Below are 23,216 nucleotides of genomic sequence, written 5' to 3' on the forward strand. Positions count from 1 at the left end.
GCCGTTCCGCTTGGAACAAGGAAGGCCGGGGCGCAATCCCCGGCCTTTTTTGTCATCGGTCTGGCCGGGCCGGGCCAGCGGCGCTCATGATATCAGCCGACGAAGAGCGTCGCTGGAGCCGCACGGTCCGATCAACGGCTACCTTGGAGCGCCACCATGTCGGCAGGAACGCACTGCAACGGGCATCCCGTTTCCGTCAAGGGCGTGCTGCTGGTCGAGGGCCGTGTGCTGCTGCTGCGCAACGACCGTGACGAATGGGAGCTGCCAGGCGGCCGTCCCGAGATCGGCGAGACGTGGCCGGAAGCCCTCGTCCGCGAGATCCGCGAAGAGGCGGATCTGTCGGTCGACGTGGGCGCCTTGCTGGAACAATGGCCCTACGAGGTGCTGCCCGGCCGTTTCGTCTGGATCGCCGCCTATGGCTGCCGGCTCGTGGGGGCGCCGTCGCCATCGGTCAGCGCCGAGCACCGCGAGCTGCGCTTCTTCCGGGCGGTGGAGCTCGATGGCCTGGCCCTGGACGCGGGCTATCGCCGGGCCATCAGCCGATCGTCCACGTCACCTCACCGCCCGGATCGCCCGCCAGCGTGACCGGCATGAACCGGTCGTGCGCCAGGGCGGCACCGATCCATAGCTCATTCCATGCCCGCAGGGCGGCCGGCACGTGCTCCTCCCGGGCGAAGCCGACGCCGCGCATCAGCCGCCAGCCGCGCTGGCGGACGGTGGCCCGGAGGCCATCGATATCGCATGTGACGTCCTCGCCCTGCGCCGCCAGCAACGCAGTCATGTAGCGAGCGAAGGCCGGCGCATCATCGGCATCGATGCCCAGGGCCGAAGCGGTCTCTTCGTGAAGCTGCATGCCGATCAGGCGGGCTGCGCGGCCGATTTCGGCCTCGGCCTCGGCGGTGCCGAGAAGCTCCATCAGGGTCGGCATCAGGGTCCGGACGTACTCCATGGCGTAGGACCGGTATGTCCGGCGCAGGCGCTCCTGCGGCCAGGCGGACGTGTCCAGTCGCGGCTGCTGCGCCAGATCGACCTGCGGCATGCGCTCGTCGGTGACGAAGCGCACGCGCTCCTCGGGCGCAAGCGGACGATCATATTCGTGGTAGTAGCCCTCAAGCCCGGGTGCGCCGGTCGTGATCATGCCGGTGCAGACGAATCCCAGGCGCGGATTGCCCAGCGACACGCCGTTGTGGCCATGCCAGCCGTGGAGCATGGCTTCGTTGACCGGGTGCGGCACCGCGCAGGCGGCGGTGCCGCGCCAGATCCAGCGCGGCGGTGGATAGCGCACCCAGGCCTTGCGGTCGGTCTCGCGCCAGTACTCGGTCTTCACGCCACCCAGCGCGTTGGAATGGTAGTGATAGAGCGCGCAGGCGACCGCGGCCGGCTGGCCGTCAAGCCCCAGCTTCTTCAGGCCGGGCAGGAACTTCTCGTGGTGCTGCCGGCGGAAATGGCGGAACACGAACTCGCGCGCGGTGTCGGCGCCGCGCCGGGTCACCAGCGACAGCACGATGCCGGTCATCAGCGCGTTGTAGAGGGTGGCCAGCGTCTGGTACGCAGCCGACATGTCTTGTCGGGAAGCTGTCGCGGCGGGGACGGTCATCGGGTTAGGCTGCTGCTGTTGAACATCAGGGATCGGCAGCACCATGGCACAGTTCGCATCGGATGGCGTCACCATTGCGTATGACGACAGCGGCAAGCGGCCCAGTGGCCGCACGGTCGTGATGGTCCATGGCTTCACATCGAACCGCTATGAAAGCTGGCGTCGCGTCGGCTGGTACGATGCGCTGGAGCGCAAGGGCATCCGCGGCGTGGCGCTCGATTGCCGCGGCCACGGCGAAAGCGGCAAGCCGCATGACCCGGCTGCCTACGGCCGCGCGGCAATGGTGCGCGACATCGTGGCGCTCATGGACCATCTCGGCCTCGCGCAGGTCGACCTCATGGGCTACTCGATGGGGGCGCGGCTCGCCTTGGCGACCGCGCTGGAGCATCCCAAGCGCATCGACAACCTGGTCCTGGGCGGCGTCGGCGGGCGCCTCCTGGAGCCGTCCCCGAATGACGGGCGCATGGCCGCGGCCATGGAAGCAGACGATCCGGCCAGCATCGAGGATCCGCTGCTGCGCAGCTTCCGGCATTTCGCCGACGAGCAGCGCGAGGATCGCCTCGCGCTGGCCGCCTGCTCGCGCGGCGCCGGCGCGCCGGTCGACCAGGCGGCGCTGGCAGGCCTGCGCATGCCGGTGCTGGTGGTGGTCGGCGCGCGCGACGGCCTGGCGGGCAGCCCCGACGGTCTGACCGCGGTCATCCCCGGCGCGCGTTCCGTGGTGCTGCCGGGCTGCGACCACTTCTCCGCCATCCCGCACGCGCTGTTCAAGGCGGCGGTGTTCGATTTCCTCGAAGGCTACCTGGAGTAGCGGCCAGCGCCGTCGGAGGCCGGCGCTGGCACGTGCGCTGCCGCGTCTACTGGGATGCGGCAGCAACCAGCGGGCAGTTGCCCTCCGCGAGCGGACGGACCGCGTCCTTGCCGGCATTCGTGACCATGTGCTTGTAGATGTCCCAGCCGCCCGTGGATTCCGCGGCTGTCTTGGCCTGGAACACGTGCATCTCGCGCTCGACCCGTCCGTCGATGCGCAGCGGTGCGGATCGGGTCATGAAATCCTCGACCGGGATGGCCCGCATCTGTTTCATGACGGCCATGGCTTCCTTCGTGCCCGCGGCGCGCACGGCCTTCAGGTAGTGGAGCACCGCTGAGGCATTGCCGGCCTGTGTCATGGTCGGAGTCTTGCCGGCACGGGCCTGGAAGCGCTTCGACCATGCGCGAGTGCGATCATCAAGGTCCCAATAGAAAGGCGACGAGAAGACCATGCCGCCGGCGGCCTTGGGGCCGATGGAATAGATGTCGTGCTCCGTGACCACGGAGGCGACGAAACGCTGCCGCCTGGTGATATCGAACTCCGCGCCCTGCTTGACGACATTGACCAGGTCGGCGCCCGCGACCGCGACGCCGATCAGGTCGGCGCCGGACGCCTGGGCCTGCAGCAGGAACGAAGAAAAATCGGCGGTCGCCAGCGGCACGGCGACGCGGCCGATGATCTTGCCGCCTGTCGCCTCGATGACCGCGCGCGCATCCCGTTCCAAGGCATGGCCGAAGGCGAAATCACCGGTCAGGAAGAACCACTTCTTCGGGCCGTAGAGCTTGTCGACCGCCTTGACCGTCGACCGGGCGAGCGCGCTGGTGTCGTACAGCGTCTGCACGGTGTTGGGTGAGCAGAACTTGCCGGTCAGGTCGGAGCTGCCCGCCCCGACGAACAGGGCGAGCCGGCGCTTCTGCTCGACCAGCTCCTTCACCGCCAGGCAAACGGCCGAATTGTTGACATCGACAATGACATCGACGTCTTCCTGGTCGAGCCAGCGCCGGGCGATGCTGGCGCCGATGTCGGCCTTGTTCATGTGATCGGCGCTGACGACCTGCACGGGATGGCCGAGCAGCTGCCCGCCGAACTCCTCGACGGTCATGCGGATGGCTTCGAGCGACCCCTTGCCGCTGGAGTCGGCATACACCGACGAAAAATCCGAGAGCAGGCCGATCTTCACACCCGCGGCCGCGGCGCTGGCGCGCGACGCCAGCAGCGATGCCGCCAAGCCTGTTCCGACCACGAACGACCGACGCCCCATCATGCTACGCATGTGGCTTCCCCTCCCTCTTCATGAATCAAGGCCAGAGCATCTGCCCGGCCGTCTCATCCTGGTGCGCCGCCGCTTGCGGGCGACGGCAGTCCTTTGCCGGCTACGAGCGATAGCCAATGGATTTCCGGCGGTGCGGCCAGCACGGGCTTCAGGCTTGCCAGCACCGCGTCGTGTGTGGCGCTCGTCCGATGAATCTCGAACGCGGCTTTGTCCTGGTAGCGCTCGTAGAACCAGACGACATCCGGTTCGTTGTCCGAGAGGTGCATCAGATAGAGCAGGGTCCCCGGCTCCTTCTCCACCTCGTTGAACATCGGCTTCAGGATCGCGACCAGCTCATCGCGCTTTCCAGGCCGTGCCACGAATCTCACAACATGGCCATGCGTCGCCATCGTCGTTCCTCCTCGCCGATCAGTGACCAATAGCAACCGCGGTCGAAAGCTGCCCGCGCAGCACGTCCGGGGTCATGGTGCCGGGCTGCACGCGCTCGCGCGCCATGCGGCGCGCGAGCTGCTGCAGGAAATCATTGACCGGAGTCGGCACGCCATGGGTGCGGCCCAACAGCGTGATCTCCCCGTTGAGCCAGTCGCCCTCGATGCTGCCGGTGCCACGTGCCAGGCTCTGCCAGGACGAGCCGCCGGGAAACGGCGCACCGTCGACCTGCTTCAGAGGCAGCAGCGCCGCCATCCGTTGCGCCCGCTCCTCGGCCGACGCCCAGGCGATGCCGGCGGCCCGGTAGCACGCTTCGCCCTCGGCTCGCGCCGTGGCGTAGATGTCGCTGGTATCGGCGCCGGGACCGCATGCGGCATGCAGGGCGTTGGCGAGGTTGGCGAGCAGCTTGCCGTGCTTCCATCGCATGACGTCGCTGCGGCACAGACTGTCGAAGCCCGCGCCGGCAAGGTCGCTCGCCACCCACGACGCGAGGCTGTCGGCGCCGTCGGGGTAGCCGCCCACATCGAGCACCCCGTGACAAGGGGCCGTGTAGCCATGCACCAGTCCGGGTGCGAGGTGCAGGCCGAAGATATAGACATACATGCCGTAGACCCGGCGGAAGCGCCGCAGCGCCTGGCTTTCGTTGGCCACACCGTTCTGCGCGCAGAAGATCGGCACGTCGGCAGGAGCCGCGTCGGCCAGCGCATCCAGCGCGGCGGCGGTGTCCTGGCTTTTCACCGCCAGCACGACGGCGTCGTCGGCGGTAATCGCGGCTTCGCGCGGGTGCCCTACGGCCTGAACGGCAAGGATCTGGTCGGTCTCCGGCGTGCGCAGTTGCAGTCCGTCGCGGCGCAACGTATCGAGCGTCGCGCCGCGCGCGATAAAGGTCACGTGCTGCCCTTGCTGCTGCAGGCGGGCGCCGATGATGCCGCCGATGGCGCCCGCGCCATAGATCACGTACCGCATCGGGCCCTCAGGAGACGCGCAGCCTGCGGACGGCGTCAGGATCAAGCTCCAGTCCATGTCCGGGCCGCTCGCTGAGCACGAGCTTGCCGTCCACGAGATCCGGCAGTCCGCAGAAGAGACCCTGGGTCCAGGGCATCCCTTCGACGATCAGGCCATTCGGGATCGCCGCGATGCAGTGGCAAAACACTTCCGGGATCAGATGGCTCGCGACCGGGACGCCGAACGCCTCGGCCATCGCCGCGACCTTGCGGAACTGGGTGATGCCGCCCATCCGCATCATGTCGACCATCAGGTAATCGACCGCGCGCGCCTCCAGCAGCTTGAGCAGCGGCGGCATGTCGTAGTGGTATTCGCCGGCGCAGACCGGCACGTCAAGCGCCCGGGCGATGGCGGCTTGGCCAACCACGTCGTGCATCAGCGTCGGGTCCTCGATCCAGAACAGCTCGAAGGGCTCGAGTGCCCGCCCGACCTGGATCGCGCGCGAGGGAGTCCAGGTCTGGTTCACGTCGTACATGAGATCGACGTCGTAGCCGATCACGTCACGGACGGCGCGGACGCGCGCCACGGCGTCAGCGGCCCGGCCGTGGCGATCCGGCCCTGGCCGCATCTTCATCGCGCGGTAGCCGGCTTTCAGCGCGGCTTCGGCGCCGCGCTGGATGGTGTCGATGTCGACACCGATCAGCATGCCGCTTTCGTAGACCCGCACCCGGTCCGTGGCGCCGCCCAGCAGGCGCCATAACGGTTGCCCGAGATCCTTGCCGACGATATCCCAGATCGCGATGTCGATGGCGCACGCCGCGATATTGAGCATGCCGCCCGGCCCGACCCAGTTGGCTGGGTACAGCATCTTTCCAAGGCACTGCTCGGTCCGCCGTGGGTCGAGGCCGATCAGCGACTCGCCGAGCTCGCCGACCATCGTTGCCAGCGAGCGGGTGAACTCGTGATTCAGCGTGATCGTATGGCCGATACCCTCGATGCCGGTATCGGTGCGGACAATGGCGACGATGGTCGGAAGCTCCTCCCAACGCCGGTTTTCGTAACCGCGGGGAACGGCGCGCGGCATCATCGCCGTCAGCACCTCGACGCTGGTGATCTTCATGGCGTACCCTTCGTGTCGGATCGCGTCGTGGTCGATGTTCCGGGCAGGAAGAAGCGCAGGCTGTCACGCGCGAACGATCCCGCGCAGGGGTCCTTCAGATCGATGATCAGCTCGCGCAAGGTGCGGTCGGGCGAGACGTTGCGCGCCATCTCCGCCTGGTCCGTGCGGGGGACGCAGAGCACCTGGCCGTCGGGGATCTCGAGGTGCGCGCTCGTCCCATCGGCACGCCGGCCCTCGATCGTGGCGCCGTCGACGACCACGAGAAGGTGGTCATGCTCGTGGACATGCCAGTTGCAGATCTCGCCGGGCTTCATGATCAGCTCCCAGATGCGGATCCGATCGTTCTCGAACAGCAGCGTTCCTGGATCGCCAGGACAATCCGGACTCATGCCGGGGATATGAGCCATGGGGTTCCTCCGACGGCCGGGTTGCCGGCGCGTCTCTCGGTAAGCCTTCAGATCAGGCGACAAGCCCCAACCGGTCGGCTGTCGGCGCGATGCGCTCGATCAAGGCGGTGAACTCGCTCTTGCGGACGGGGAAGGCGCGGTGGATGTCCTCGCCGAGATAGCCGCGCATGGCCCGTTCCGGGAGGCCGCCGACCAGGGTGCGCAGATTGTCGAGCCCTGATGGCCAGATACCTTCGCCATGGCCGAGGTCGGCGCCCCACAGCAGGTTCGGAACGGCGCCAAAGGCGTCGCCTTCGAGATCCTGGCGATTGATCAATCCGGAATAGGCGATGAAGCATTGCCGCCGGAAATACGCCGAAGGTGTCATTGACAGCTTCACCTTGCGCGGCGAATCGGAGAAAACCGCGTGATCCTCCTCCGCGTACTTGTCCATCTGGTCCAGCAAGGGGGCGACCCAGTGGGTGCCGAACTCGGTGAACACCAGGCGCAGCTTCGGGAAGCGCTCCAGCACGCCGCCGAATATCAGGCACCACAGCGGGCGCTGGGCAAACCAGCGTGCCTCCAGGCTCCAGATCCGGGAGATCACCCAGGGTTCGCTGCCGACCCATTGCGGTCCGCCCTTGGAAATGTGGCAGACCACGCTCAGGTCGAGCTCCTGCAGAACCGCCCAGAGCGGATCGTAGCGGGGGTGATGGTATAGGGGGAGGTAGTACTCGAGTGGCAGCAGGACTCCTGTCCTGAGGCCGGCATCATAGGCACGGATGATCTCGTTGACGGCCCAGTCGACATCATCGAGCGTGCCGAGGATCGTCAGGCCCAGCAGCCGCTTCGGATCGGCAGAGCAGAAATCGGCAAGCCAGCGGTTGTAGGCGCGGGCGCCGATGCGCTGCCATTCCGGCGAATAAGATTCGTAGCCGCTGCCGGCCACGGCGGCGGTCGCGAGTCCGGAGCCGAACGGCGGATCATTGCTGTTCTGGTCGTCCGGGACGAGAACTTCGGCGACGATGCCTTCGCGGTCGTACTCCTGCAGCCGGAACGCGGCGTCCCAGACGATCGGCGAGCCGCGGGCCGGGTCGAAACCGGCCGTGGTGCGCATCCTGTCATGCAGCGCCGGCTCGAGCAGCGATTCCGGGTGCGCCGGCGACCACAGCCACTTGTGATGCGCCAGGTATTCGTCGAAGGCCGTGAAATACCGGGATTCGAGATACTTCCGATAGACTTCGGTGGGCGCGCCGACATGCCCGTCGGCGGAGGCGAGAAACACTTTGTCAGCAGCAGTCATGATCACCTGCCTTGCGGTCCGTCCCTGGGCTTCTTCGGCGTCTTCGTTCCACGCCGTCTGCATGCGGCCGTGTCGCTGTGCCGGTGATAGGCGGTAGCCGATAGCCACGGAAGTTCGTAATCTGCACGGGTCTGCTGACTTATCCGAACGAATGCCTCCGGAGGAGGGCTGCAAATGGATGTGGAGCTTGCAGCGCTGTTCATCGCTGTTGCCGAGACGGGCAGCCTCGCGGCCGCTGCTCGGCGGCAGAACATCTCGGCATCCTTCGCCAGCCGGCGCGTGTCGCAACTCGAGAGGGAGCTGAACACCCGCCTCCTGAATCGGACCACGCGCAGCCTCTCCCTCACGGAAGCAGGGCGCATGTTCCTGCAGTGGGCCCGGGAAGCCGTCGACCGGAAGGAGCGTCTGCACGAGCAGATCGCGGCGCTCAGATCGGCGCCGGAAGGGTGCGTGCGGGTGGCGATCGACGCCTGGATCGCCTCGTCCTACCTGCCGGACGTGCTGAAGCAGTTCTCAGCCGCGTACCCGGAGATCACGCTGTCGGTCGTCACCTGCGATTATCCCCCCGACATGCTCGACGGAGCGTGCGATCTCGCCGTGCATGCCGGCCTGCCGCCGCGCGACGACCTCGTCGGGCAACGCGCGTACGACTACCGGCGCTTTCTCTGCGCTGCCCCGGCCTATCTGGAACGGCACGGCACGCCGCGCACGCCCGCCGACCTGGACCGCCACAAATGCCTGGTGCATGGCTCGCCGGCGGAGCGGGTTTGGATGCTTCGCTCGAAAACCGGAGACGTGACCTCGGTTGCGGCGCAGCCCTACGTCGAGACCAACAGCTGGCTGCTGCTGCGAACCATGGCGATCGAAGGGCTGGGGATTGCCCATCTTGGCGGGCCGCTGCCCGGCGCCGATATACGCAGCGGGCTGCTCGTGCGCGTTCTGCCGGAGCTCGACGGCATTCCCGCCGGTGGGTCGAGGCTCGGTGTCTGGGTCATCCACGCCGACGCGCATCCGCCGCGGCGGGTCCAGCTTCTCGCCCGCTTCCTTGCCCGCTACCTGCGCGCGACGATCTCGCCGCGGGAGGCGGCGCCCAGGCTGCCTCCCGACACGCTGCTGAAACGCAACACAACACGGCGCCGTCGGCCGGCCCGCTGACGGGCACGTGATTCAGGGCCGAGGGGGCGATGCGTGATCAGCCCAGGGCCACCCGGGCTGGCGCGAGCGGCAGGCCGGGCACATCGACACGGCTGCGGAACACGGTGCCGCAGTTCTCATGCGGGCCGCCGCGCGAGCCGGTCACGACATAGAGGTCGCGCATGTCGTCGCCGCCGAAGCACAGGCTGGTGACCATGGGCAGGGGCACGGCGACATCCGTGCGATGGCTGCCGTCGGCGTTGAACACCGCGACCCGGCCGCCATGCGCGTCTGCGACCCAGACCGAGCCGTCGCTGGCGACCTTCAGTCCGTCGGCGACACCATTCTCGCCCAGGGTCACGAAGCGGCGCCAGGGCCCGACCGAGCCGTCGTCGTTGACATCATAGACCCGCACCAGCCCGCCGCGCGCATCGGAGTGGTAGAGGCGCTTGCCGTCGGGCGAGAAGCCAAGGCCGTTGGTCAGCATGATCCCGTCGGAGATCGTGCGCGCCGTGCCGTCGAGGTCGATGACATGCAGGTGCCCTGGCCGCGGCTCATCGCCGCCGAAGACGCGGAAGGCGAGCGATCCGACATAGATGCGGCCGGCCTGATCGGTGGTCAGGTCGTTGAAGCCGATGGCAACGGGCGTGACATCCTTGGTGAGCAGCGTGCGGGTCTCGCCGCCGTTCCCCAGGCCGACATGGGCGATGTCGCGGCCGCCCACCACCAGGCCGCCGGCTGCATGCAAGGCCATGCCGCCGATGCCGCGCCGCTTGGGAACCGCGAGGGAGACCTTGTCGGCGCGGTCGAGCAGGTAGACCCCGCCATTGGGCACGTCGCTGAAATACAGTCCTGTGGCCGGATCCCACACTGGCCCTTCGATCAGTCCGTAGCCGCTCGCCAATGCCTGCATGATGTGTCCCTCGCTCTATGCGTCGTGGCCTTACACCCCCTCGACCAGGATGGCGCGCGAGCGGGTGGCTGACAGGCGTAGATTACGCAGTGCCTGATAGGCATCGCTGAAGTAGCAGGCGCGCAAAGCGGCCATGTCGGGAAAGCCGACCACGGTCAGCCGCTCGGGCTGCCAGCCGGCCTCGATCGCCTCGGTCTTGTCGGATCGCACCACCAGGCGGCCGCCTTGCGCGCTCACCAGGGGCTGCACCTGCCGGAAATAGGTCGCCAGCGTGGCCGGATCGGTCACGGCGAAATCCACCATCAGGAATGCGTGTGACGGCGCGCAAGCCTCGCCCTCGACCGCCACCGCCCGCGAGCGGCCGGCGTCCAGGCGCATCTGCAGCACGGGCTGGTATGCCGGTGCGGCGTAGAACGCCTTCAACGCCGCCATATCCGGGAACTCGATGAACACGATGCGCTGCGGCTGCCAATCGCCCTCGACGGTCTCGGTGGCACCGCCGCGCACGGTGAAGCGGCCGCCGAACTGGCCGACGAGGCCGGGCGTGTGCTTGCGGTACTCGGTCATGAGCTCCTGGTTGTGAGTCTCGACCTCGACCAGCAGATGGGCAGGCATGACGGCTCCTGTCGATTGCGAACGACAGGCTGGATAGCGCGAATCGCGGGAGAGCGAAAAGGGGGACCGGCGATCATGCGCCGCGCCGGATGACCCGGCCGGGAGATGCGGCGGGCGGCTGTGGCGCCGCCCGCCGATCCTTGTCCTCAGAACCGTCCGGCGTTGTAGTCCTGGACGGCCTGGATGAGCTGGGCCTCGGTGTTCATCACGAACGGGCCGTACTTGGCGATCGGCTCGCGCAGCGACCGTCCGGCGACGAGCAGGGCCCGTGCCGGCCCGCCGTCAGCGTGCAGCGTGATGGTGTCGCCTGCGTCCAACACGCCCAGCTCGCCGCGCCGCAGGCTGTCGCCGTCGGCGCCGCCGCCGATTCGGATCGATCCCTCGAACGGGTAGACGAAGGCGGCGTAGTCCGTCGGCACCGCGTGGCTGAACGTGGTGCCGGCGGGCAGGCTCACGTCGAGGTAGGTCGGGTCGGTCGCGACCGCCCGCACGGCGCCCTCGACATCACCCACGCGCCCGGCGATGACCTTGACGCGCACCCCGTCCGCCAGCTCAAGCACGGGGATGTCTTCCGGCTCGATGTTCTGGTAGCGCGGCGCCGTCATCTTGTCGGCCGCCGGCAGGTTGACCCAAAGCTGGAAGCCCCACATCAGGCCGTCCTCCTGCTCGGGCATCTCGGAGTGCACGATGCCGCGTCCGGCGGTCATCCATTGCACGCTGCCGGGCCGCAGCAGGCCGCTGTTGCCCTGGTTGTCGCCGTGGCGCATCCGCCCGGCCAGCATGTAGGTGACCGTTTCGAAGCCGCGATGCGGGTGATCCGGGAAGCCGGCCAGGTAGTCCGACGCGGTATCGGAGCGGAACTCGTCCAGCATCAGGAACGGATCGAGGTCCGGCAGACCGGGGCGGCCGATCAGGCGGGTGAGCCGCACGCCGGCGCCCTCGCTGGTCGGCATGCCGTCGTAGCTGCGCTCGACGCGACGGGTGGTGGTGCCGGCGGTGGCGGCACGACGGGTGGCTGTGGTCATGGCTCTCTCCTGGGTCGGAGGGTTCTTGGCATGGGCCTCATGTGGGTATCGGCAGCAGAGCATGGAATGCGTTCCACGCGAAGGCGGTGTTCGCTAGGATCGAACGATGAAGTGGCGTTTTGACGATGTCCTCACCTTCCTGGAGGTGGTTGAAGCCGGCGGCGTGACGGCTGCCGCGAGCCGGCTGAACGTGTCGAAATCGGTGATCAGCAAGCGCATTGCCGACCTCGAGGCGGCGCTGGGTGTCGACCTGTTCCAGCGCTCCAGCCGGCATCTGCGGCCCAGCGACAACGGCACGGCGTTCTATGAGCACATCCGGCCGCTGGTGCAGGCGATCAACGAGGCCGCCGAGCGGATCGGCAGCCGCACCGAGGCGCTGCAGGGCCGGTTGCGCGTCACGGCGCCGATGACGTTCGGCACGATGTATCTCGGGCCGATGATCTTCGACTTCGCCAAGGCGCATCCCGGCCTGGAGCTGGCGCTGGACTACGATGACCGTATGGTCGAACTGGTGCGCAATGGCTACGACGTCGGCATCCGCATCGGCATCCTCAAGGATTCGAGCCTGGTCGCGCGCAAGCTGTGCACGGTCCGCCGTGTCGTGTGCTGCAGCCCCGGCTATGCCCGAGACAAGGGCCTTCCCGAGAGCATTGCGGCCCTGTCGTCGCATGATTGCATCGACTACGCCAACGTGCACACCAGTCAGCTCTGGCAGTTCCAAGCGCGCCGGCCGGGAGGCAAGCCGGCAGCGGTGATGCTGCGCAGCCGCATCGTCGCCAACAACGGCGAAGCCATGCGCGATGCCGCGATCGCCGGCCTGGGGCTGGCGGTGCTGCCGATGTTCCTGGCCGCCGCGCCATTGCGTGAAGGCCGGCTGGTGGCCGCGCTGCCCGGCGAGACGCCGCCGCCCTACGCCATCCATGCGGTCTATCCGCCAACCCGTCACGTTCCGGCCAAGGTCAGGGGCTTCGTCGACCATCTCGCCAAGGCGTTCCGGCCCACGCCGCCCTGGGAGCGCGATTGATCCAAGCTGCGTGATGCGGCGTCACGGCCCGTCGGGCAGCGGAATGAACTCGGTCTCGCCCGGCACCACCATGTCGAACCGGTTGCGCGACCAGTCGGCCTTGGCCTGCTCGATGCGCTCGCGGCGGCTGGAAACGAAGTTCCACCAGATGTGGCGTGGGCCGTCCATCGGTTCACCTCCCAGCACGACCAGACGCGCTGCCGTGCGGGCGGCCACGACGATCTGTCGGTTGGGGGTGAGGACCAGCAACCGTCCCGGCTCGAACGTGGTGCCGTCGATCTCGACCGTGCCTTCCAGGAGGTAGGCAGCGCGTTCCTCGTAAGCCGCGTCGAGCGCCAGTCGCGCGTTGGCCGTGAGCGCGACATCGGCGAAGAAGAGGTCGGACAAGGTTTCGACGGGCGACGTCTTGCCGAAGGCCGTGCCTGCGACGAGCCGCACGGTGGCGCCGTCGCCCGCGATCTGCGGCAGGCCTGCGGCGCCGTAGTGCTTGAAGGCGGGCGCGGTCTCCTCATGCCGCTCGGGCAGGGCGACCCAGAGCTGCAGGCCGTACAGGTCCTGAGGCGCCTTGCGCAGGTCCTGGTCGGACCGTTCGGAATGGACAATGCCGCTGCCGGCCGTCATCCAGTTCACGTCGCCCGGCGTGATCAGCTGCAGGCTGCCCAGGCTGTCGCGGTGGATGATCGTGCCTTTCAGCAGATAGGTGACGGTCGCCAGGCCGATATGCGGGTGCGGCCGCACGTCGATGCCGGTGCCGGCGTCGAACCGGGTGGGGCCCATCTGGTCGAGGAAGACGAACGACCCGACCATGCGGCGCTGCACCGAAGGCAGGACACGACGGACCTCGAAGCCGCCAAGGTCCCGCGCGCGCGGGACGATGACCGTCTCGACCGAGTTGCATTGCACGGTGTCGTCCGTGCGGGGCGTGTCGCAGGGAACCCAGCTCATGGCGATCTCCGTTGTGGGGAAGACGAACCATAGGCCTGGCACGCGTCGAAGTTAAGCCGTTCTACCGTCAACACCGGGTTCTGCCCCGGCAAACCTTTTTGGACCGCGCGCGTCCACGCGCGCACTCGCTCGCAGCGAAGCGGAGAGCGAAACCTTGTCGGCGCTGACGCGCCGATGCGCGCGTGGACGCGCGCGGTCCAAAAGAAATTTTTTAGCCCTTACCCACGAGGTGGCAGGCGACCCAGTGGCCGGGTGCCGCCTCGCGCAGGGGGACCGGCTGGGCGCAGATCGGCTGCGCCAGTGGGCAGCGCCCGCGCAGGCGGCATCCTGCGGGGATGTCGACCGGGCTGGGCACCTCACCCGCCAGCGCAAACCGCTCGCGCCGCGCATCGGGATCGGGGATCGGCACGGCCGAGAGCAGGGCGCGCGTATAGGGGTGCAGCGGATTGGCGAACAGCTCCCGGGTCTCGGCCTGCTCGACGATGGCGCCCAGGTACATCACCGCGACGCGATGCGCGAGGTACTTCACCGTGGCGATATCGTGCGAGATGAACAGATACGAGAGCCCACGATTTTCGCGCAGCGCTTCGAGCAGCAGGATGATGCGCGAGCGCAGCGATACGTCGAGCGCCGAGGTCGGCTCGTCGAGAACGACGAAGCGTGGATCGGTGACGATGGCGCGTGCGATGTTGACACGCTGCTTCTGGCCGCCCGAGAGTTCGTGCGCGTAGCGCGCCGCAAAGTCGGGCCCCAGGCCGACCGCGACCAGCACGTCATCGACGCGCGCGCGCCGCTCGCTCGGCCCGAGCGTGGTGTGCAGGCGCAGCGGCTCCTCGACCATCCGGCGCACCGACAGGCGCGGGTTGAGCGCCGCGGTCGGGTCCTGGAAGACCATCTGCATGCCGTGGCGCAGGCGTTGCAGAGCTGATCCGTTCAGCCGCGTCACCTCGGTATCGTCGAGCCGCACCGAGCCTGATGTCGGCTCGACCAGGCGCAGCAGGCAGCGTGCCACCGTGGATTTGCCGCAGCCGGACTCGCCGACCAGCCCCAGGGTCTCACCCGGCGCGATGTCGAACGACACGCCGTCGACGGCGCGCACGTCGGTGCGCCGGCCGCGCATGCGGTCGAGCATCGGGCCAAGCCCGCGCATCGGAAAGCTCTTTGAAAGGCCTTCGACCTTAAGCAACGGCGGCACGATTCGCCTCCAGGGCGTGACATGCGACGCGGTGATCGGCCTCGACCACGTCCAGCGACGGCTTGTTCTTGCGGCACACCTCCAGCGCATGCGGGCATCGCGCCATGTATCGGCAGCCTGGCGAGGCATGCAGCAGCGACGGCACCGCACCAGGGATCGGCTCCAACGCCACCTCGCGGTCGATGCGCGGAATCGAGCGCACCAGAGCGCGTGTATAGGGATGCAATGGCTGACGGAACAGCGCCCGCACCGTGCCGGTCTCGACCAGCTGGCCGGCATGCATCACCGCGACGCGATGGCAGGTCTCGGCGACGACGCCGAGGTCGTGCGTGATGAGGATGATGGCCGCGCCCGTCCTGGTGCCCAGCTCGCGCAGCAAGCCCAGGATGCGGGCGGCGATCGAGACGTCGAGGCCGGTCGTCGGCTCGTCGGCGATCAGCAGCTGCGGCGAGCTGGCCAGGGCCATTGCGATCATCACGCGCTGGCAGGTGCCGCCGGACAGCTGGTGTGCGTATTGCCCCATGCGGCGTGCGGCATCGGGCACGCCGACCTGGTCGAGGGCCTCGATGCCGCGGTTCCAGGCGGCGCGGCGGGAGAGGTCGCCGTGCAGCTCGAACAGGCGTGCAATCTGAGTGCCGATCGTGATCACCGGGTTGAGCGCCGTGCGCGGACTTTGCGGCACGAGCGCGATGCGGGCGCCGCGGATGCGCCGCATCTCCTCCTCGGGCAGGGTCAGAAGGTCGCGCCCGTCGAGCCGGACGGACCCGCGCACGATCCGTCCGGGCGGACGGATCAGGCGCAGGATGGAGAAGCCGGTCACCGACTTGCCGGAACCCGATTCGCCCACAAGCCCCAGGATCTCACCGGCGCCCACCGACAGGTCGAGGCCGTGCACGGCCTCGACAGGGCCGTCGTCGGTGGCGAAATGCACGGTGAGTCCGCTGACCTCCAGCAAGCTCATCACCGGACTCCCCGCATGCGCGGATCCAGCAGGTCACGCAGGCCGTCGCCGATCAGGTTGAAGGCAAGAACCGTGGCCATGATGACAAGGCCTGGAAACACGAACAGCCACCACTCGCCGGTCACCATGTGGCTCGCACCCTCGGCGGTCATCTCGCCCCACTCGGCGTCGGGTGGGCGGATTCCCAGGCCGAGGAACGACAGCGCCGCCATGGTGAGCAGCGCGAACCCCATGGCGAGCGTCGCCTGCACGATCAGGGGTGGGATGCAGTTGGGCAGCAGGTGCACCACGACGATGCGCCAGGACGGATTGCCGACGGTGCGCGCCGCCTCGGCGTACTCCATCTCGCGCACGCGCAGCATCTCGCCACGGATGAGGCGGATGTAGATCGGGACCTGCGTGATGGCGAGGGTCAGGATGATGTTGCCGATGCTGTTGCCCAGCGCCGCCGTCAAGCCCATCGCGAGCACGAAGGCGGGAAACGCCAGCACGGCCTCGACCATGCGCATGATGACCTGGTCGACCCAGCCGCCGCGGTATCCCGACAGCGCGCCGATCAGGGCGCCGATCACCAGAGCGGCGGCGGTCGACGCGAACGGTATGATGAGGTCCAGACGTGCGGCGTGGATCAGGCGCGAAAGCTGGTCGCGGCCATAGACGTCGGTGCCCAGCAGATTCTGCCAGGTCGGGGCCGACAGCGCGATCGCAGGATCGGTCGCCTCGGGGTCGAACGGCGCCACGACCGGTGCCAGCACGGCGACAACGGTCAGGACGACGATCACGCCCAGCGCGCCCAGTGTCACAGGGTTGCGCCGCAAGCGCCGCCACATCGCGGCCAGGGGCCCGCGGCGCTGCGCCGGCAGGGGGAGTGCGGTTGCCGCGTCGGTCATCAGCTCAGCCGGGTGCGGGGGTCGACGACCGCATAGAGCAGGTCGACGATCAGGTTGACGATCACATACATCACCGCGACGAACAGCACGAACGACTGGATCGGGCCCGAATCCTTGGTCATCAGGGCGGTGACGGCGTAATTGCCGATGCCGGGCCAGGCGAACACGGTCTCGACCACCGCGTTGCCCGCCATCAGGAAGCCGAACACGACACCCAGCGTGGTGACGACGGGGATCAGCGCGTTGCGCAAGGCGTCGCCATAGATCACGCGCCGGCGCGGCAGCCCTGCCGCCCAGGCCGCCGTGATGTAGTCCGACTGCAGGATTTCCAGCATGGTGGCGCGCACCATGCGCGCCACCGGCGCCATGACGCTGAACGCCAGCGTGGCCGCCGGCAACGCCAGCTGACCCAGGCTCGACCACAGCGTGCGCCAGTTCCCGGTCAGCAGCGAATCCACGACGTAAAGGCCGGTGATCGCGGTGGGCGGCGTCAGGCCCGAGGCCAGCCGTCCCAGCGGGGCAGGCGCGATGCCGATCAGATAGAAGAGCACGTAGATGAACAGCAGGCCGGTCCAGAAGGTGGGCATCGCGACGCCGGCGACGCCGACGATGCGTCCGACATGGTCGATGGCGGTGTCACGATGCACGGCCGAGAGGACGCCCAGCGGCACGCCGATCAGAATGGCGAGGATGAGGCTGGCCAGCGTCAGCTCCAGCGTCGCCGGCAGGCGCTGGGTGAAGTCCTGGAGCACCGGCCGCCCGGTTGCGGCGCTTTCGCCGAGATCGCCGCGGAACAGGCCGCCGACATAGCGGCCGTACTGGACCCACATCGGCTGGTCGAGGCCCATCTGCCGCTCGACCTCGGCCAGATACTCGGGTGTCGCCAGCGGACCGGCCTTCACCTGCGCCGGATTGCCTGGGAGCATGTAGGTGAGGAAGAAGCTGATCAGCGTGACGCCGAAAAGCGTGGGAATGACGGACATCAGCCTGCGCAGGACATAGAGCGCTAGCGCCATCGTGCTTCGGCCTCACTCTGCATGCATCTCAAGAGCAGAAAGTCCGGGATGCACGGATCGAGCCGGATCCCGGACGCAATCTTTCATATGAGCGTCGCCGCTCAGGCAAGCTTCATGCCGTAGTAGCGCTCGAACGTGTCCCAGCGCTTTTCGACGCCAACCAGATCGGCGCGCATCACGCGTGTCCAGCTGTCGTACCACAGAAAGCCCCAGACGGCATCGTCGATCAGGATCTGCTGCGCCCGCCGGGCGGCGGCCAGGCGGCTGGAGCCGTGGGGGCTGCGCATGTTCTCCTCGATCAGCTTGTCGAGCTCGGGATTGGCGTAGAACGCCGTGTTCGTGGTGACCGACTTGCTGTGGAAGTTGAAATGGAGGTGGTAGAACGGATCGTTGATCCACGACTGCCACGTCTCGATCGAGAGCTGGTGGCCGCCTTTCGATGCGACCTGCCGGAAGGTCGCGTCCGTCTCCTTGACGATGTTCACCTTGAAGCCGATCTGCTCCAGCTCGCGCTGGATCCACACTGCCGCCTGCTCGTGCGGCTGCCAGCCCACGCGCACGGCCAGCTCGATCGTGATCGGCAGCGGCCCGACCCCGGCTTCGCTCATCAGGGCCTTGGCCTTGGCGATATCGTGCTTGTAGGGCGAAAGCTTGTCGTCGTAGCCCGGCGTCAGGCTCGGCACGGGGCTCTTCATCTGCGTGCCGTAGCCGAACAGCACGCTGGGGATGATGGCGTTGATCGGAATGGCGTAGTTGATCGCCTGCCGCACCTTGACGTTGTCGAACGGCGCCTTCTTGGTGTTCATGCTGAGCCAATGGCAGGTCGTGTCCGGCACGCTGAAGATCTTCAGGCCGGCCTCGCCTTCGAGGCTCTTCACGTTGCGCGGTGACAAGCCGGGACGGCCGGTCACGATATCGACCGCGCGGCGCTTGAGCAGCAGCACGCGGTCGGCCTCGCTGGGCACGAACTTGAACACCAGCCGCTGAAAGAACGGCTGCGGCCGCCAATAGTTCTTGGCTGCCTCCAGCACGACCTCGACACCCGGCTCGTTCTTCACCAGGCGATAGGGGCCGACGCCGGCGACGTTGCGCTTCAGCCAGTCCGTCGCCCACGGATCCTTTTCGCTCGCATGTGCCTTCACCTCGTCGGGGTCGAGGATGGCGTTGTTCGACAGCGCCAGCACGTCGAGCGCCATGGGGCTGGGAGCCGGCATCTCGATCGCCAGGGTCTTGTCGTCGCGCACGACGATCTGCTCGGGCTTCGTGACGCCGAGCAGGACCGGGAACAGCAGCCGGATGTAGCCAGGCGACTGCAGGCCGCGGTCGAAGGCGTATTTGACGGTATGGGCGGTGACGGGCTTGCCGCTCGGCAGGGTGAGGCCGTCGCGGATCTTGAGCACCACCGTGGCGCCGTCCTTCTCGAACGACCATGCCTGGGCGGCGCTGGGATCGAACTCGCCAGGCCGCGAGCGGAACAGGCCGGGCTTGCCTTGCTCGGGCTGCACCTTCCACATCAGCGGGCTGTCATAGACATTGGCCTGGACCACGTAGGCGCCGATCGACTTGAACGCCGCAGGGTCCAGCGTGTCGATATCGGTGTCCCACGCGATGGTGAGCGTGCGCACATCCTGCGCCGCAGCGCGCTGCGTGAAGGCGGTGCCCGCCAGCGCCAGCGAGGTCGCGCCGCCCGCCAGCTTGAATACGTCCCTTCGCCTCAGATCGTCGACCATCGCGCTCCCCTTTATCGCCCTGTGATGGCGGCCCGTCACCGAGCGCGCCGGAACTGCCGTTCCTCCACGTCACCAGTGTCCGGCGCGGGTCTTGCCCCGCGTTCCGAGACGTCCCCGCACGCAAGAGAGCTTGAATAAATCGTGTGGTTGCATTATTGTCAACTCCAGTTCCATTTTTTGCAACTTTCAACGATGTCAGCCCTCTCGAACGCAGTATCCGTGCTGCGTCTCTTCTCCACGGAACGGCCGGAGCTCTCGGTCACCGAAGTCTCGCGGCTGCTCGACATGCCGAAGAGCTCGGCCTCGCGGCTGCTCAAGTCGATGCTGCGGGAAGGGCTGCTGGCGAACGTGGGGGCGACACCGCGCTACCGCGTCGGCCACGTGTTCTTCGAGATCTCGCGTCTGTACGGACGCAATTCGACCTTGATGGATCTCACCGACAACGCGTTGGGCGAGATCTGTCGCGCGGTGCGGCACGGCGGCTATATCTCCATACTCGACGGCGCTGATGCGCTGGTGCTGCGCGCCTATATCGGACCCGAGACCCTGCGCGTGGTGACGCCCTTGGGCAGCCGCATGGCGGCGTTCGCGACCTCGACCGGCCGGACGCTGCTGGCACGGCTGAGCAACGAGGCCATCAAGGCGTTGCATCCGCAGCCGCTCGTGCCGCCTTCGCCGAACGCGCCGCAGAACATGGGCGAGCTGATGGAGCGCATCGACCAGATCCGCCGCTGCGGCTGGTGCGAGGCGATCGACGAAGGCGTGCCGGGCGTCGGGTCGGTGGCGGTCAGCATCGCGGATCGGGCAAGTGCGGAGACGCTGGCGTTCTGCGTGTCGTTCCCGGCGCATCCGGTGTCAGAGCTGGAGCGCCGTCGCTTCGCCGTGACGCTGACCGATGCCGCGCGGCGCCTGGCGACGCAGGTCGATGATCAATTCTGGACGCGGGTGAAGGCCCCCAAGGCAGTTGCGGCATGAGAGAGCTTTCCGCTGACGATATCGAAGCGCTGGCCGTGGGTGCCTGGATCCTGGGCACGGGCGGCGGCGGCAGTCCGTATCACGGGCTTCTCAACATGCGCCGGCTCTACGACGAGGGGCTGCGCGTGACCCTGATGGACCCGCAGGCGCTGGCCGATGGCGACGACGTCGCCGTGGTGTCCTACATGGGCGCGCCGCTGGTGACCCAGGAGCGCCTCGTCGACAGCCGCATGACGGCGCGCTCGGTCGAGGTGATGGAGGAGTATATCGGCCGCAAGTTCAGGGCGGTGATGGCGATCGAGATCGGCGGCGGCAACGCGATGCAGCCGCTGATGGCCGCGGCGCACCTGAAGATCCCGGTGGTCGACGCCGACGCCATGGGCCGGGCCTATCCGGAAGCGCAGATGACCACCTTCGCGGTCGGTGATCTCGCGCCGGCACCGCTCACGTCGATCGACCCGCGCGGCAACGAGGTGATCGTCTCGCGCGCCGCGACCTGGAAATGGATGGAGCGCACCAGCCGCAAGGTGTGCACCGAGTTTGGCTCCATCGCTGCCACCTGCAAGGCGCCGCGCACCGGCGCGGAGGTCAAGCGCTGGGGCATTCCCTACACCACGACCAAGGCCATCAACCTGGGCAAGGCGGTGATGGACGCCAACCGCCGCCACGAAGATCCGATCGCGGCGATCCTCAAGGCCGAACGCGGCAAGCGGTTGCTGGCCGGCAAGGTCGTCGAGGTCGAGCGGCGCACCACGGAAGGATTCCTGCGCGGCCGTGCCGTGCTGGAGAGCGACGGGCGCGAGACGATCGTGCTGGATTTCCAGAACGAATGGACGGTGGCCTGGCACGACGGCCGGCCGCTGGCGTCGACGCCGGAGCTGATCTGCGTGCTGGACAGCGACAGCGGCGAGGCGATCGGCACCGAGATGGTGCGCTACGGACAACGCGTCACCGTGATCGTGCTGCCGTCGCCGGAGATCTTCCTCACGCCGCGCGGCCTGCAGAACGTAGGGCCGCGCGCGTTCGGCCATGACATCGACTTCCGCTCGGTATTTTCATCGTGAAACGCATCGGTATCGACGTCGGCGGCACCAACACGGATGCCGTCCTGATCAATGACGGCCGTGTCGACGGCGCCGTCAAGGCATCGACCACCGCCGATGTGACCGGCGGCATCCTCGCCGCGATGCGTGCCTTGCGCGCGCAGTCGGGTGACGGGGCCGACGTCGACGCCGTGCTGGTCGGCACGACTCACTTCATCAACGCGGTGATCCAGCGCAAGCAGCTGCACAAGGTCGCCGCCATCCGGATCGGCGCGCCGGCCACGACGGCGTTGCCGCCGTTCTGCGACTGGCCCCGCGACCTGGCGCACCTCGTGGACGGCGGCATCTGGATGATCGAGGGCGGCCACGACTACGATGGCCGCCGGTTCATGCCGCTTAACGTCACGCAGGTGCGCGAGGCGGCGCGCGAGATCAGGCGGCGCGGGCTGGCCTATGCGGCGGTCACGGCCATGTTCTCGCCGCTCGATCCCTCGGACGAGGATGCGGTGGCGGCGATCCTCCAGGAGGAGGTGCCGGGGATCTCGGTCACCTGCTCGCACATGCTGGGCGGCATCGGCGTGCTGGAACGGGAGAACGCGGCGCTGCTGAACGCGGCGCTGATCGCACTTGCCCGCGATACCGTCAAGGGCTTCGAGGAGGCGATGCGCAGCAGCGGCATCGATGCGCCGCTCTTCATCACGCAGAACGACGGCACGGTGGCTGCCGCGGCGCACGCCGTCGCGCTGCCGGTCTACAGCTTCGCCTCGGGGCCGACCAACTCGATGCGCGGCGGCGCATACCTGTCGTCGCTGCAGGAGGCGGTGGTGGCCGATGTCGGCGGCACCACCACCGATTTCGGTCATCTGCAGAACGGCTTCCCGCGCCAGGCCAACACGGTCGTGCATATCGGCGGCGTGCGCACGCTGTTTCGCATGCCCGACCTGATCTCGATCGGGCTTGGCGGCGGCAGCCTGGTCGATACCGAAAAGATGACCATCGGGCCGCAGAGCGTCGGCTTCCGGCTGACCCAGGAAGCCCTGGTGTTCGGCGGCACGCAGCTCACGGGCACCGATATCGCCGTGGCTGCCGGCTTGCTCGACATCGGCGAGCGGCAGCGGGTTGCACATCTGCCGGCGGCCCTGATCAAGGGCGCGCTGAGGCGCGCCCAGGCCATGGTCGAAGAGCATGTCGATCGCATCAAGACGGCGGCCGGTGGCGTGACCCTGCTGGCGGTCGGCGGCGGCGCGTTCCTCATCCCCGATCGCCTCGAGGGCGTGGATCGCGTCATCCGCACGGAGCATGGCGGCTGCGCCAATGCCGTGGGTGCGGCCATTGCGCAGGTCAGCGGTGACGTTGACCAGGTCTTCCAGGACCTGTCGCGGACCGAGGCTGTTGCCAAGGCCCGCGCGCTGGCCGATGAACGCGCCGTGGAGGCGGGGGCCGATGCCAGCACGCTTTCGCTGGTCGAGGCCGAGGACATCCCGATCGCCTACCTTCCCGGCAACGCGCTGCGCGTGCGCGTGAAGGTCGTCGGTGACATCAATTCCAGGCAAGGGAGCACGCCAAATGCCCGTGACGTTCGTCATCAGCACGCTTAAGCCGGGCGTCGACCCGGCCGACTATGAGCGCTGGGTGCGTGAGCGCGACTACGCGTACACGCGCAGCAATCCGAATTTCATAAGCTACGTCGTGCATCGCATTGATGCGCCGGTCGAAGGCGTCCCGAATGCCGGCTGGCGCTACGTCGAGCGCATCGAGGTGAAGGACGCCGAGCAGCATCGCAAGGACCTCGCCTCGCCCGAGGGCAAGGCCCTGCTCGATGAGCTCTACGGACAGTTCCTGGACCGCACCAAGAACGTCTATATCCGGACCAACGTGGTCGACTAGAA

24 protein-coding genes are annotated in these 23,216 nt (G+C 67.8%); 8 read left to right on the forward strand and 16 right to left on the reverse strand.

Annotation, left to right across the window (positions count from 1 at the left end):
* The first annotated feature begins 156 nt into the window (after nucleotides 1–156).
* Nucleotides 157–585: an NUDIX hydrolase gene (locus tag FHP25_RS08015; RefSeq protein WP_147846403.1), complete on the forward strand. Its 429-nt coding sequence runs from the start codon at nucleotides 157–159 to the stop codon at nucleotides 583–585.
* On the opposite strand, the gene FHP25_RS08020 is transcribed toward FHP25_RS08015, so the two are convergent.
* The gene (locus FHP25_RS08020; RefSeq protein WP_218578258.1) at nucleotides 536–1,561 is read right to left on the reverse strand and encodes a hypothetical protein; all 1,026 of its coding nucleotides are present in this window, start codon (nucleotides 1,559–1,561) and stop codon (nucleotides 536–538) included. The two genes, FHP25_RS08015 and FHP25_RS08020, sit on opposite strands and share 50 nt — an antisense overlap.
* A 79-nt stretch (nucleotides 1,562–1,640) precedes the next feature.
* Between FHP25_RS08020 and FHP25_RS08025 the strand changes: the two genes are divergently transcribed.
* Entirely contained in the window at nucleotides 1,641–2,405 is a 765-nt protein-coding gene (locus FHP25_RS08025; RefSeq protein WP_147846404.1) for an alpha/beta fold hydrolase, read from the forward strand.
* A gap of 46 nt (nucleotides 2,406–2,451) precedes the next feature.
* Here the strand turns inward: FHP25_RS08025 and FHP25_RS08030 are convergent, their stop codons facing one another.
* Genes FHP25_RS08030 through FHP25_RS08055 form a run of 6 tightly spaced genes read right to left on the reverse strand, consistent with a single transcriptional unit; the run spans nucleotide 2,452 to nucleotide 8,035 of the window.
* Complete coding sequence (locus FHP25_RS08030; protein WP_218578259.1) at nucleotides 2,452–3,678, reverse strand: ABC transporter substrate-binding protein; 1,227 nt, start codon at nucleotides 3,676–3,678, stop codon at nucleotides 2,452–2,454.
* A gap of 53 nt (nucleotides 3,679–3,731) precedes the next feature.
* On the reverse strand, nucleotides 3,732–4,067 hold the full coding sequence (locus FHP25_RS08035; RefSeq protein WP_147846405.1) for a putative quinol monooxygenase: 336 nt from the start codon (nucleotides 4,065–4,067) through the stop codon (nucleotides 3,732–3,734).
* A 19-nt stretch (nucleotides 4,068–4,086) separates the two neighbouring features.
* Nucleotides 4,087–5,073 carry a ketopantoate reductase family protein gene (locus FHP25_RS08040; RefSeq protein ID WP_147846406.1) on the reverse strand — a complete coding sequence of 329 codons (987 nt, stop codon included), beginning with the start codon at nucleotides 5,071–5,073 and terminating at the stop codon, nucleotides 4,087–4,089.
* Nucleotides 5,074–5,080: 7 nt separating this feature from the next.
* Nucleotides 5,081–6,139, reverse strand: a complete 1,059-nt coding sequence (locus FHP25_RS08045) for a mandelate racemase/muconate lactonizing enzyme family protein (RefSeq protein WP_178133376.1) — start codon at nucleotides 6,137–6,139, stop codon at nucleotides 5,081–5,083.
* 29 nt (nucleotides 6,140–6,168) lie between these two features.
* Entirely contained in the window at nucleotides 6,169–6,579 is a 411-nt protein-coding gene (locus FHP25_RS08050) for a cupin domain-containing protein (RefSeq protein WP_147846408.1), read from the reverse strand.
* Between the two features lie 52 nt (nucleotides 6,580–6,631).
* Nucleotides 6,632–8,035 (reverse strand): amidohydrolase family protein, encoded by a 1,404-nt coding sequence (locus FHP25_RS08055; protein ID WP_147846409.1) that lies wholly within the window; start codon nucleotides 8,033–8,035, stop codon nucleotides 6,632–6,634.
* On the opposite strand from FHP25_RS08055, the gene FHP25_RS08060 reads away from it, so the two are divergent.
* Nucleotides 8,036–9,016 (forward strand): LysR family transcriptional regulator, encoded by a 981-nt coding sequence (locus FHP25_RS08060; protein WP_147846410.1) that lies wholly within the window; start codon nucleotides 8,036–8,038, stop codon nucleotides 9,014–9,016.
* A 37-nt stretch (nucleotides 9,017–9,053) separates the two neighbouring features.
* On the opposite strand, the gene FHP25_RS08065 is transcribed toward FHP25_RS08060, so the two are convergent.
* The 3 genes from FHP25_RS08065 to FHP25_RS08075 form a co-directional block, all read right to left on the reverse strand.
* Nucleotides 9,054–9,908 (reverse strand): SMP-30/gluconolactonase/LRE family protein, encoded by an 855-nt coding sequence (locus FHP25_RS08065; protein WP_147846411.1) that lies wholly within the window; start codon nucleotides 9,906–9,908, stop codon nucleotides 9,054–9,056.
* A 30-nt stretch (nucleotides 9,909–9,938) separates the two neighbouring features.
* On the reverse strand, nucleotides 9,939–10,523 hold the full coding sequence (locus tag FHP25_RS08070) for a DUF1330 domain-containing protein (RefSeq protein ID WP_147846412.1): 585 nt from the start codon (nucleotides 10,521–10,523) through the stop codon (nucleotides 9,939–9,941).
* Nucleotides 10,524–10,669: 146 nt separating this feature from the next.
* A complete protein-coding gene (locus FHP25_RS08075) occupies nucleotides 10,670–11,548 on the reverse strand; it encodes a pirin family protein (RefSeq protein ID WP_147846413.1) in 879 nt (292 codons plus the stop codon).
* Nucleotides 11,549–11,654: 106 nt separating this feature from the next.
* On the opposite strand from FHP25_RS08075, the gene FHP25_RS08080 reads away from it, so the two are divergent.
* Nucleotides 11,655–12,572: a LysR family transcriptional regulator gene (locus tag FHP25_RS08080; protein ID WP_147846414.1), complete on the forward strand. Its 918-nt coding sequence runs from the start codon at nucleotides 11,655–11,657 to the stop codon at nucleotides 12,570–12,572.
* A 21-nt stretch (nucleotides 12,573–12,593) separates the two neighbouring features.
* On the opposite strand, the gene FHP25_RS08085 is transcribed toward FHP25_RS08080, so the two are convergent.
* The 6 genes from FHP25_RS08085 to FHP25_RS08110 all read right to left on the reverse strand — a co-directional run bounded on the left by FHP25_RS08085 (nucleotide 12,594) and on the right by FHP25_RS08110 (nucleotide 19,309).
* Complete coding sequence (locus FHP25_RS08085; RefSeq protein ID WP_147846415.1) at nucleotides 12,594–13,517, reverse strand: pirin family protein; 924 nt, start codon at nucleotides 13,515–13,517, stop codon at nucleotides 12,594–12,596.
* A 211-nt stretch (nucleotides 13,518–13,728) separates the two neighbouring features.
* Complete coding sequence (locus FHP25_RS08090) at nucleotides 13,729–14,712, reverse strand: ABC transporter ATP-binding protein (protein ID WP_231712242.1); 984 nt, start codon at nucleotides 14,710–14,712, stop codon at nucleotides 13,729–13,731.
* Nucleotides 14,696–15,673: an ABC transporter ATP-binding protein gene (locus tag FHP25_RS08095; RefSeq protein ID WP_147846417.1), complete on the reverse strand. Its 978-nt coding sequence runs from the start codon at nucleotides 15,671–15,673 to the stop codon at nucleotides 14,696–14,698. The genes FHP25_RS08090 and FHP25_RS08095 overlap by 17 nt, the downstream gene beginning before the upstream one ends.
* Nucleotides 15,673–16,563: an ABC transporter permease gene (locus tag FHP25_RS08100; RefSeq protein ID WP_231712243.1), complete on the reverse strand. Its 891-nt coding sequence runs from the start codon at nucleotides 16,561–16,563 to the stop codon at nucleotides 15,673–15,675. The genes FHP25_RS08095 and FHP25_RS08100 overlap by 1 nt, the downstream gene beginning before the upstream one ends.
* The gene (locus FHP25_RS08105; protein ID WP_147846418.1) at nucleotides 16,563–17,579 is read right to left on the reverse strand and encodes an ABC transporter permease; all 1,017 of its coding nucleotides are present in this window, start codon (nucleotides 17,577–17,579) and stop codon (nucleotides 16,563–16,565) included. The genes FHP25_RS08100 and FHP25_RS08105 overlap by 1 nt, the downstream gene beginning before the upstream one ends.
* A 101-nt stretch (nucleotides 17,580–17,680) precedes the next feature.
* Complete coding sequence (locus FHP25_RS08110) at nucleotides 17,681–19,309, reverse strand: ABC transporter substrate-binding protein (protein WP_147846419.1); 1,629 nt, start codon at nucleotides 19,307–19,309, stop codon at nucleotides 17,681–17,683.
* Nucleotides 19,310–19,450: 141 nt separating this feature from the next.
* Here FHP25_RS08110 and FHP25_RS08115 point away from each other — a divergent pair, with 141 nt between their 5' ends.
* From FHP25_RS08115 to FHP25_RS08130, 4 genes are read left to right on the forward strand one after another with little or no spacing between them, the layout of a single operon-like run.
* Entirely contained in the window at nucleotides 19,451–20,284 is an 834-nt protein-coding gene (locus FHP25_RS08115) for an IclR family transcriptional regulator (protein WP_147846420.1), read from the forward strand.
* Nucleotides 20,281–21,348, forward strand: coding sequence for a DUF917 domain-containing protein (locus FHP25_RS08120; protein ID WP_147846421.1), 1,068 nt, complete (start codon nucleotides 20,281–20,283; stop codon nucleotides 21,346–21,348). Before FHP25_RS08115 ends, FHP25_RS08120 begins: the two co-directional genes overlap by 4 nt.
* Nucleotides 21,345–22,925 carry a hydantoinase/oxoprolinase N-terminal domain-containing protein gene (locus FHP25_RS08125; protein WP_147846422.1) on the forward strand — a complete coding sequence of 527 codons (1,581 nt, stop codon included), beginning with the start codon at nucleotides 21,345–21,347 and terminating at the stop codon, nucleotides 22,923–22,925. The genes FHP25_RS08120 and FHP25_RS08125 overlap by 4 nt, the downstream gene beginning before the upstream one ends.
* On the forward strand, nucleotides 22,894–23,214 hold the full coding sequence (locus tag FHP25_RS08130) for a RedY protein (protein ID WP_147846423.1): 321 nt from the start codon (nucleotides 22,894–22,896) through the stop codon (nucleotides 23,212–23,214). Before FHP25_RS08125 ends, FHP25_RS08130 begins: the two co-directional genes overlap by 32 nt.
* The last annotated feature ends 2 nt before the right edge of the window (nucleotides 23,215–23,216 follow it).

Origin of the sequence: Vineibacter terrae (assembly GCF_008039615.1) — a bacterium.
Taxonomy (GTDB): Bacteria; Pseudomonadota; Alphaproteobacteria; order Reyranellales; family Reyranellaceae; genus Vineibacter; species Vineibacter terrae.

Excerpts from the sequence above, each read along its gene's own strand:
- FHP25_RS08015 (WP_147846403.1), top strand. The coding sequence starts at position 157 with ATGTCGGCAGGAACGCACTGCAACGGGCATCCCGTTTCCGTCAAGGGC.
- FHP25_RS08020 (WP_218578258.1), bottom strand. The coding sequence starts at position 1,561 with ATGTCGGCTGCGTACCAGACGCTGGCCACCCTCTACAACGCGCTGATG.
- FHP25_RS08025 (WP_147846404.1), top strand. The coding sequence starts at position 1,641 with ATGGCACAGTTCGCATCGGATGGCGTCACCATTGCGTATGACGACAGC.
- FHP25_RS08030 (WP_218578259.1), bottom strand. The coding sequence starts at position 3,678 with ATGCGTAGCATGATGGGGCGTCGGTCGTTCGTGGTCGGAACAGGCTTG.
- FHP25_RS08035 (WP_147846405.1), bottom strand. The coding sequence starts at position 4,067 with ATGGCGACGCATGGCCATGTTGTGAGATTCGTGGCACGGCCTGGAAAG.
- FHP25_RS08040 (WP_147846406.1), bottom strand. The coding sequence starts at position 5,073 with ATGCGGTACGTGATCTATGGCGCGGGCGCCATCGGCGGCATCATCGGC.
- FHP25_RS08045 (WP_178133376.1), bottom strand. The coding sequence starts at position 6,139 with ATGATGCCGCGCGCCGTTCCCCGCGGTTACGAAAACCGGCGTTGGGAG.
- FHP25_RS08050 (WP_147846408.1), bottom strand. The coding sequence starts at position 6,579 with ATGGCTCATATCCCCGGCATGAGTCCGGATTGTCCTGGCGATCCAGGA.
- FHP25_RS08060 (WP_147846410.1), top strand. The coding sequence starts at position 8,036 with ATGGATGTGGAGCTTGCAGCGCTGTTCATCGCTGTTGCCGAGACGGGC.
- FHP25_RS08065 (WP_147846411.1), bottom strand. The coding sequence starts at position 9,908 with ATGCAGGCATTGGCGAGCGGCTACGGACTGATCGAAGGGCCAGTGTGG.
- FHP25_RS08070 (WP_147846412.1), bottom strand. The coding sequence starts at position 10,523 with ATGCCTGCCCATCTGCTGGTCGAGGTCGAGACTCACAACCAGGAGCTC.
- FHP25_RS08075 (WP_147846413.1), bottom strand. The coding sequence starts at position 11,548 with ATGACCACAGCCACCCGTCGTGCCGCCACCGCCGGCACCACCACCCGT.
- FHP25_RS08080 (WP_147846414.1), top strand. The coding sequence starts at position 11,655 with ATGAAGTGGCGTTTTGACGATGTCCTCACCTTCCTGGAGGTGGTTGAA.
- FHP25_RS08085 (WP_147846415.1), bottom strand. The coding sequence starts at position 13,517 with ATGAGCTGGGTTCCCTGCGACACGCCCCGCACGGACGACACCGTGCAA.
- FHP25_RS08095 (WP_147846417.1), bottom strand. The coding sequence starts at position 15,673 with ATGAGCTTGCTGGAGGTCAGCGGACTCACCGTGCATTTCGCCACCGAC.
- FHP25_RS08100 (WP_231712243.1), bottom strand. The coding sequence starts at position 16,563 with ATGACCGACGCGGCAACCGCACTCCCCCTGCCGGCGCAGCGCCGCGGG.
- FHP25_RS08105 (WP_147846418.1), bottom strand. The coding sequence starts at position 17,579 with ATGGCGCTAGCGCTCTATGTCCTGCGCAGGCTGATGTCCGTCATTCCC.
- FHP25_RS08110 (WP_147846419.1), bottom strand. The coding sequence starts at position 19,309 with ATGGTCGACGATCTGAGGCGAAGGGACGTATTCAAGCTGGCGGGCGGC.
- FHP25_RS08120 (WP_147846421.1), top strand. The coding sequence starts at position 20,281 with ATGAGAGAGCTTTCCGCTGACGATATCGAAGCGCTGGCCGTGGGTGCC.
- FHP25_RS08130 (WP_147846423.1), top strand. The coding sequence starts at position 22,894 with ATGCCCGTGACGTTCGTCATCAGCACGCTTAAGCCGGGCGTCGACCCG.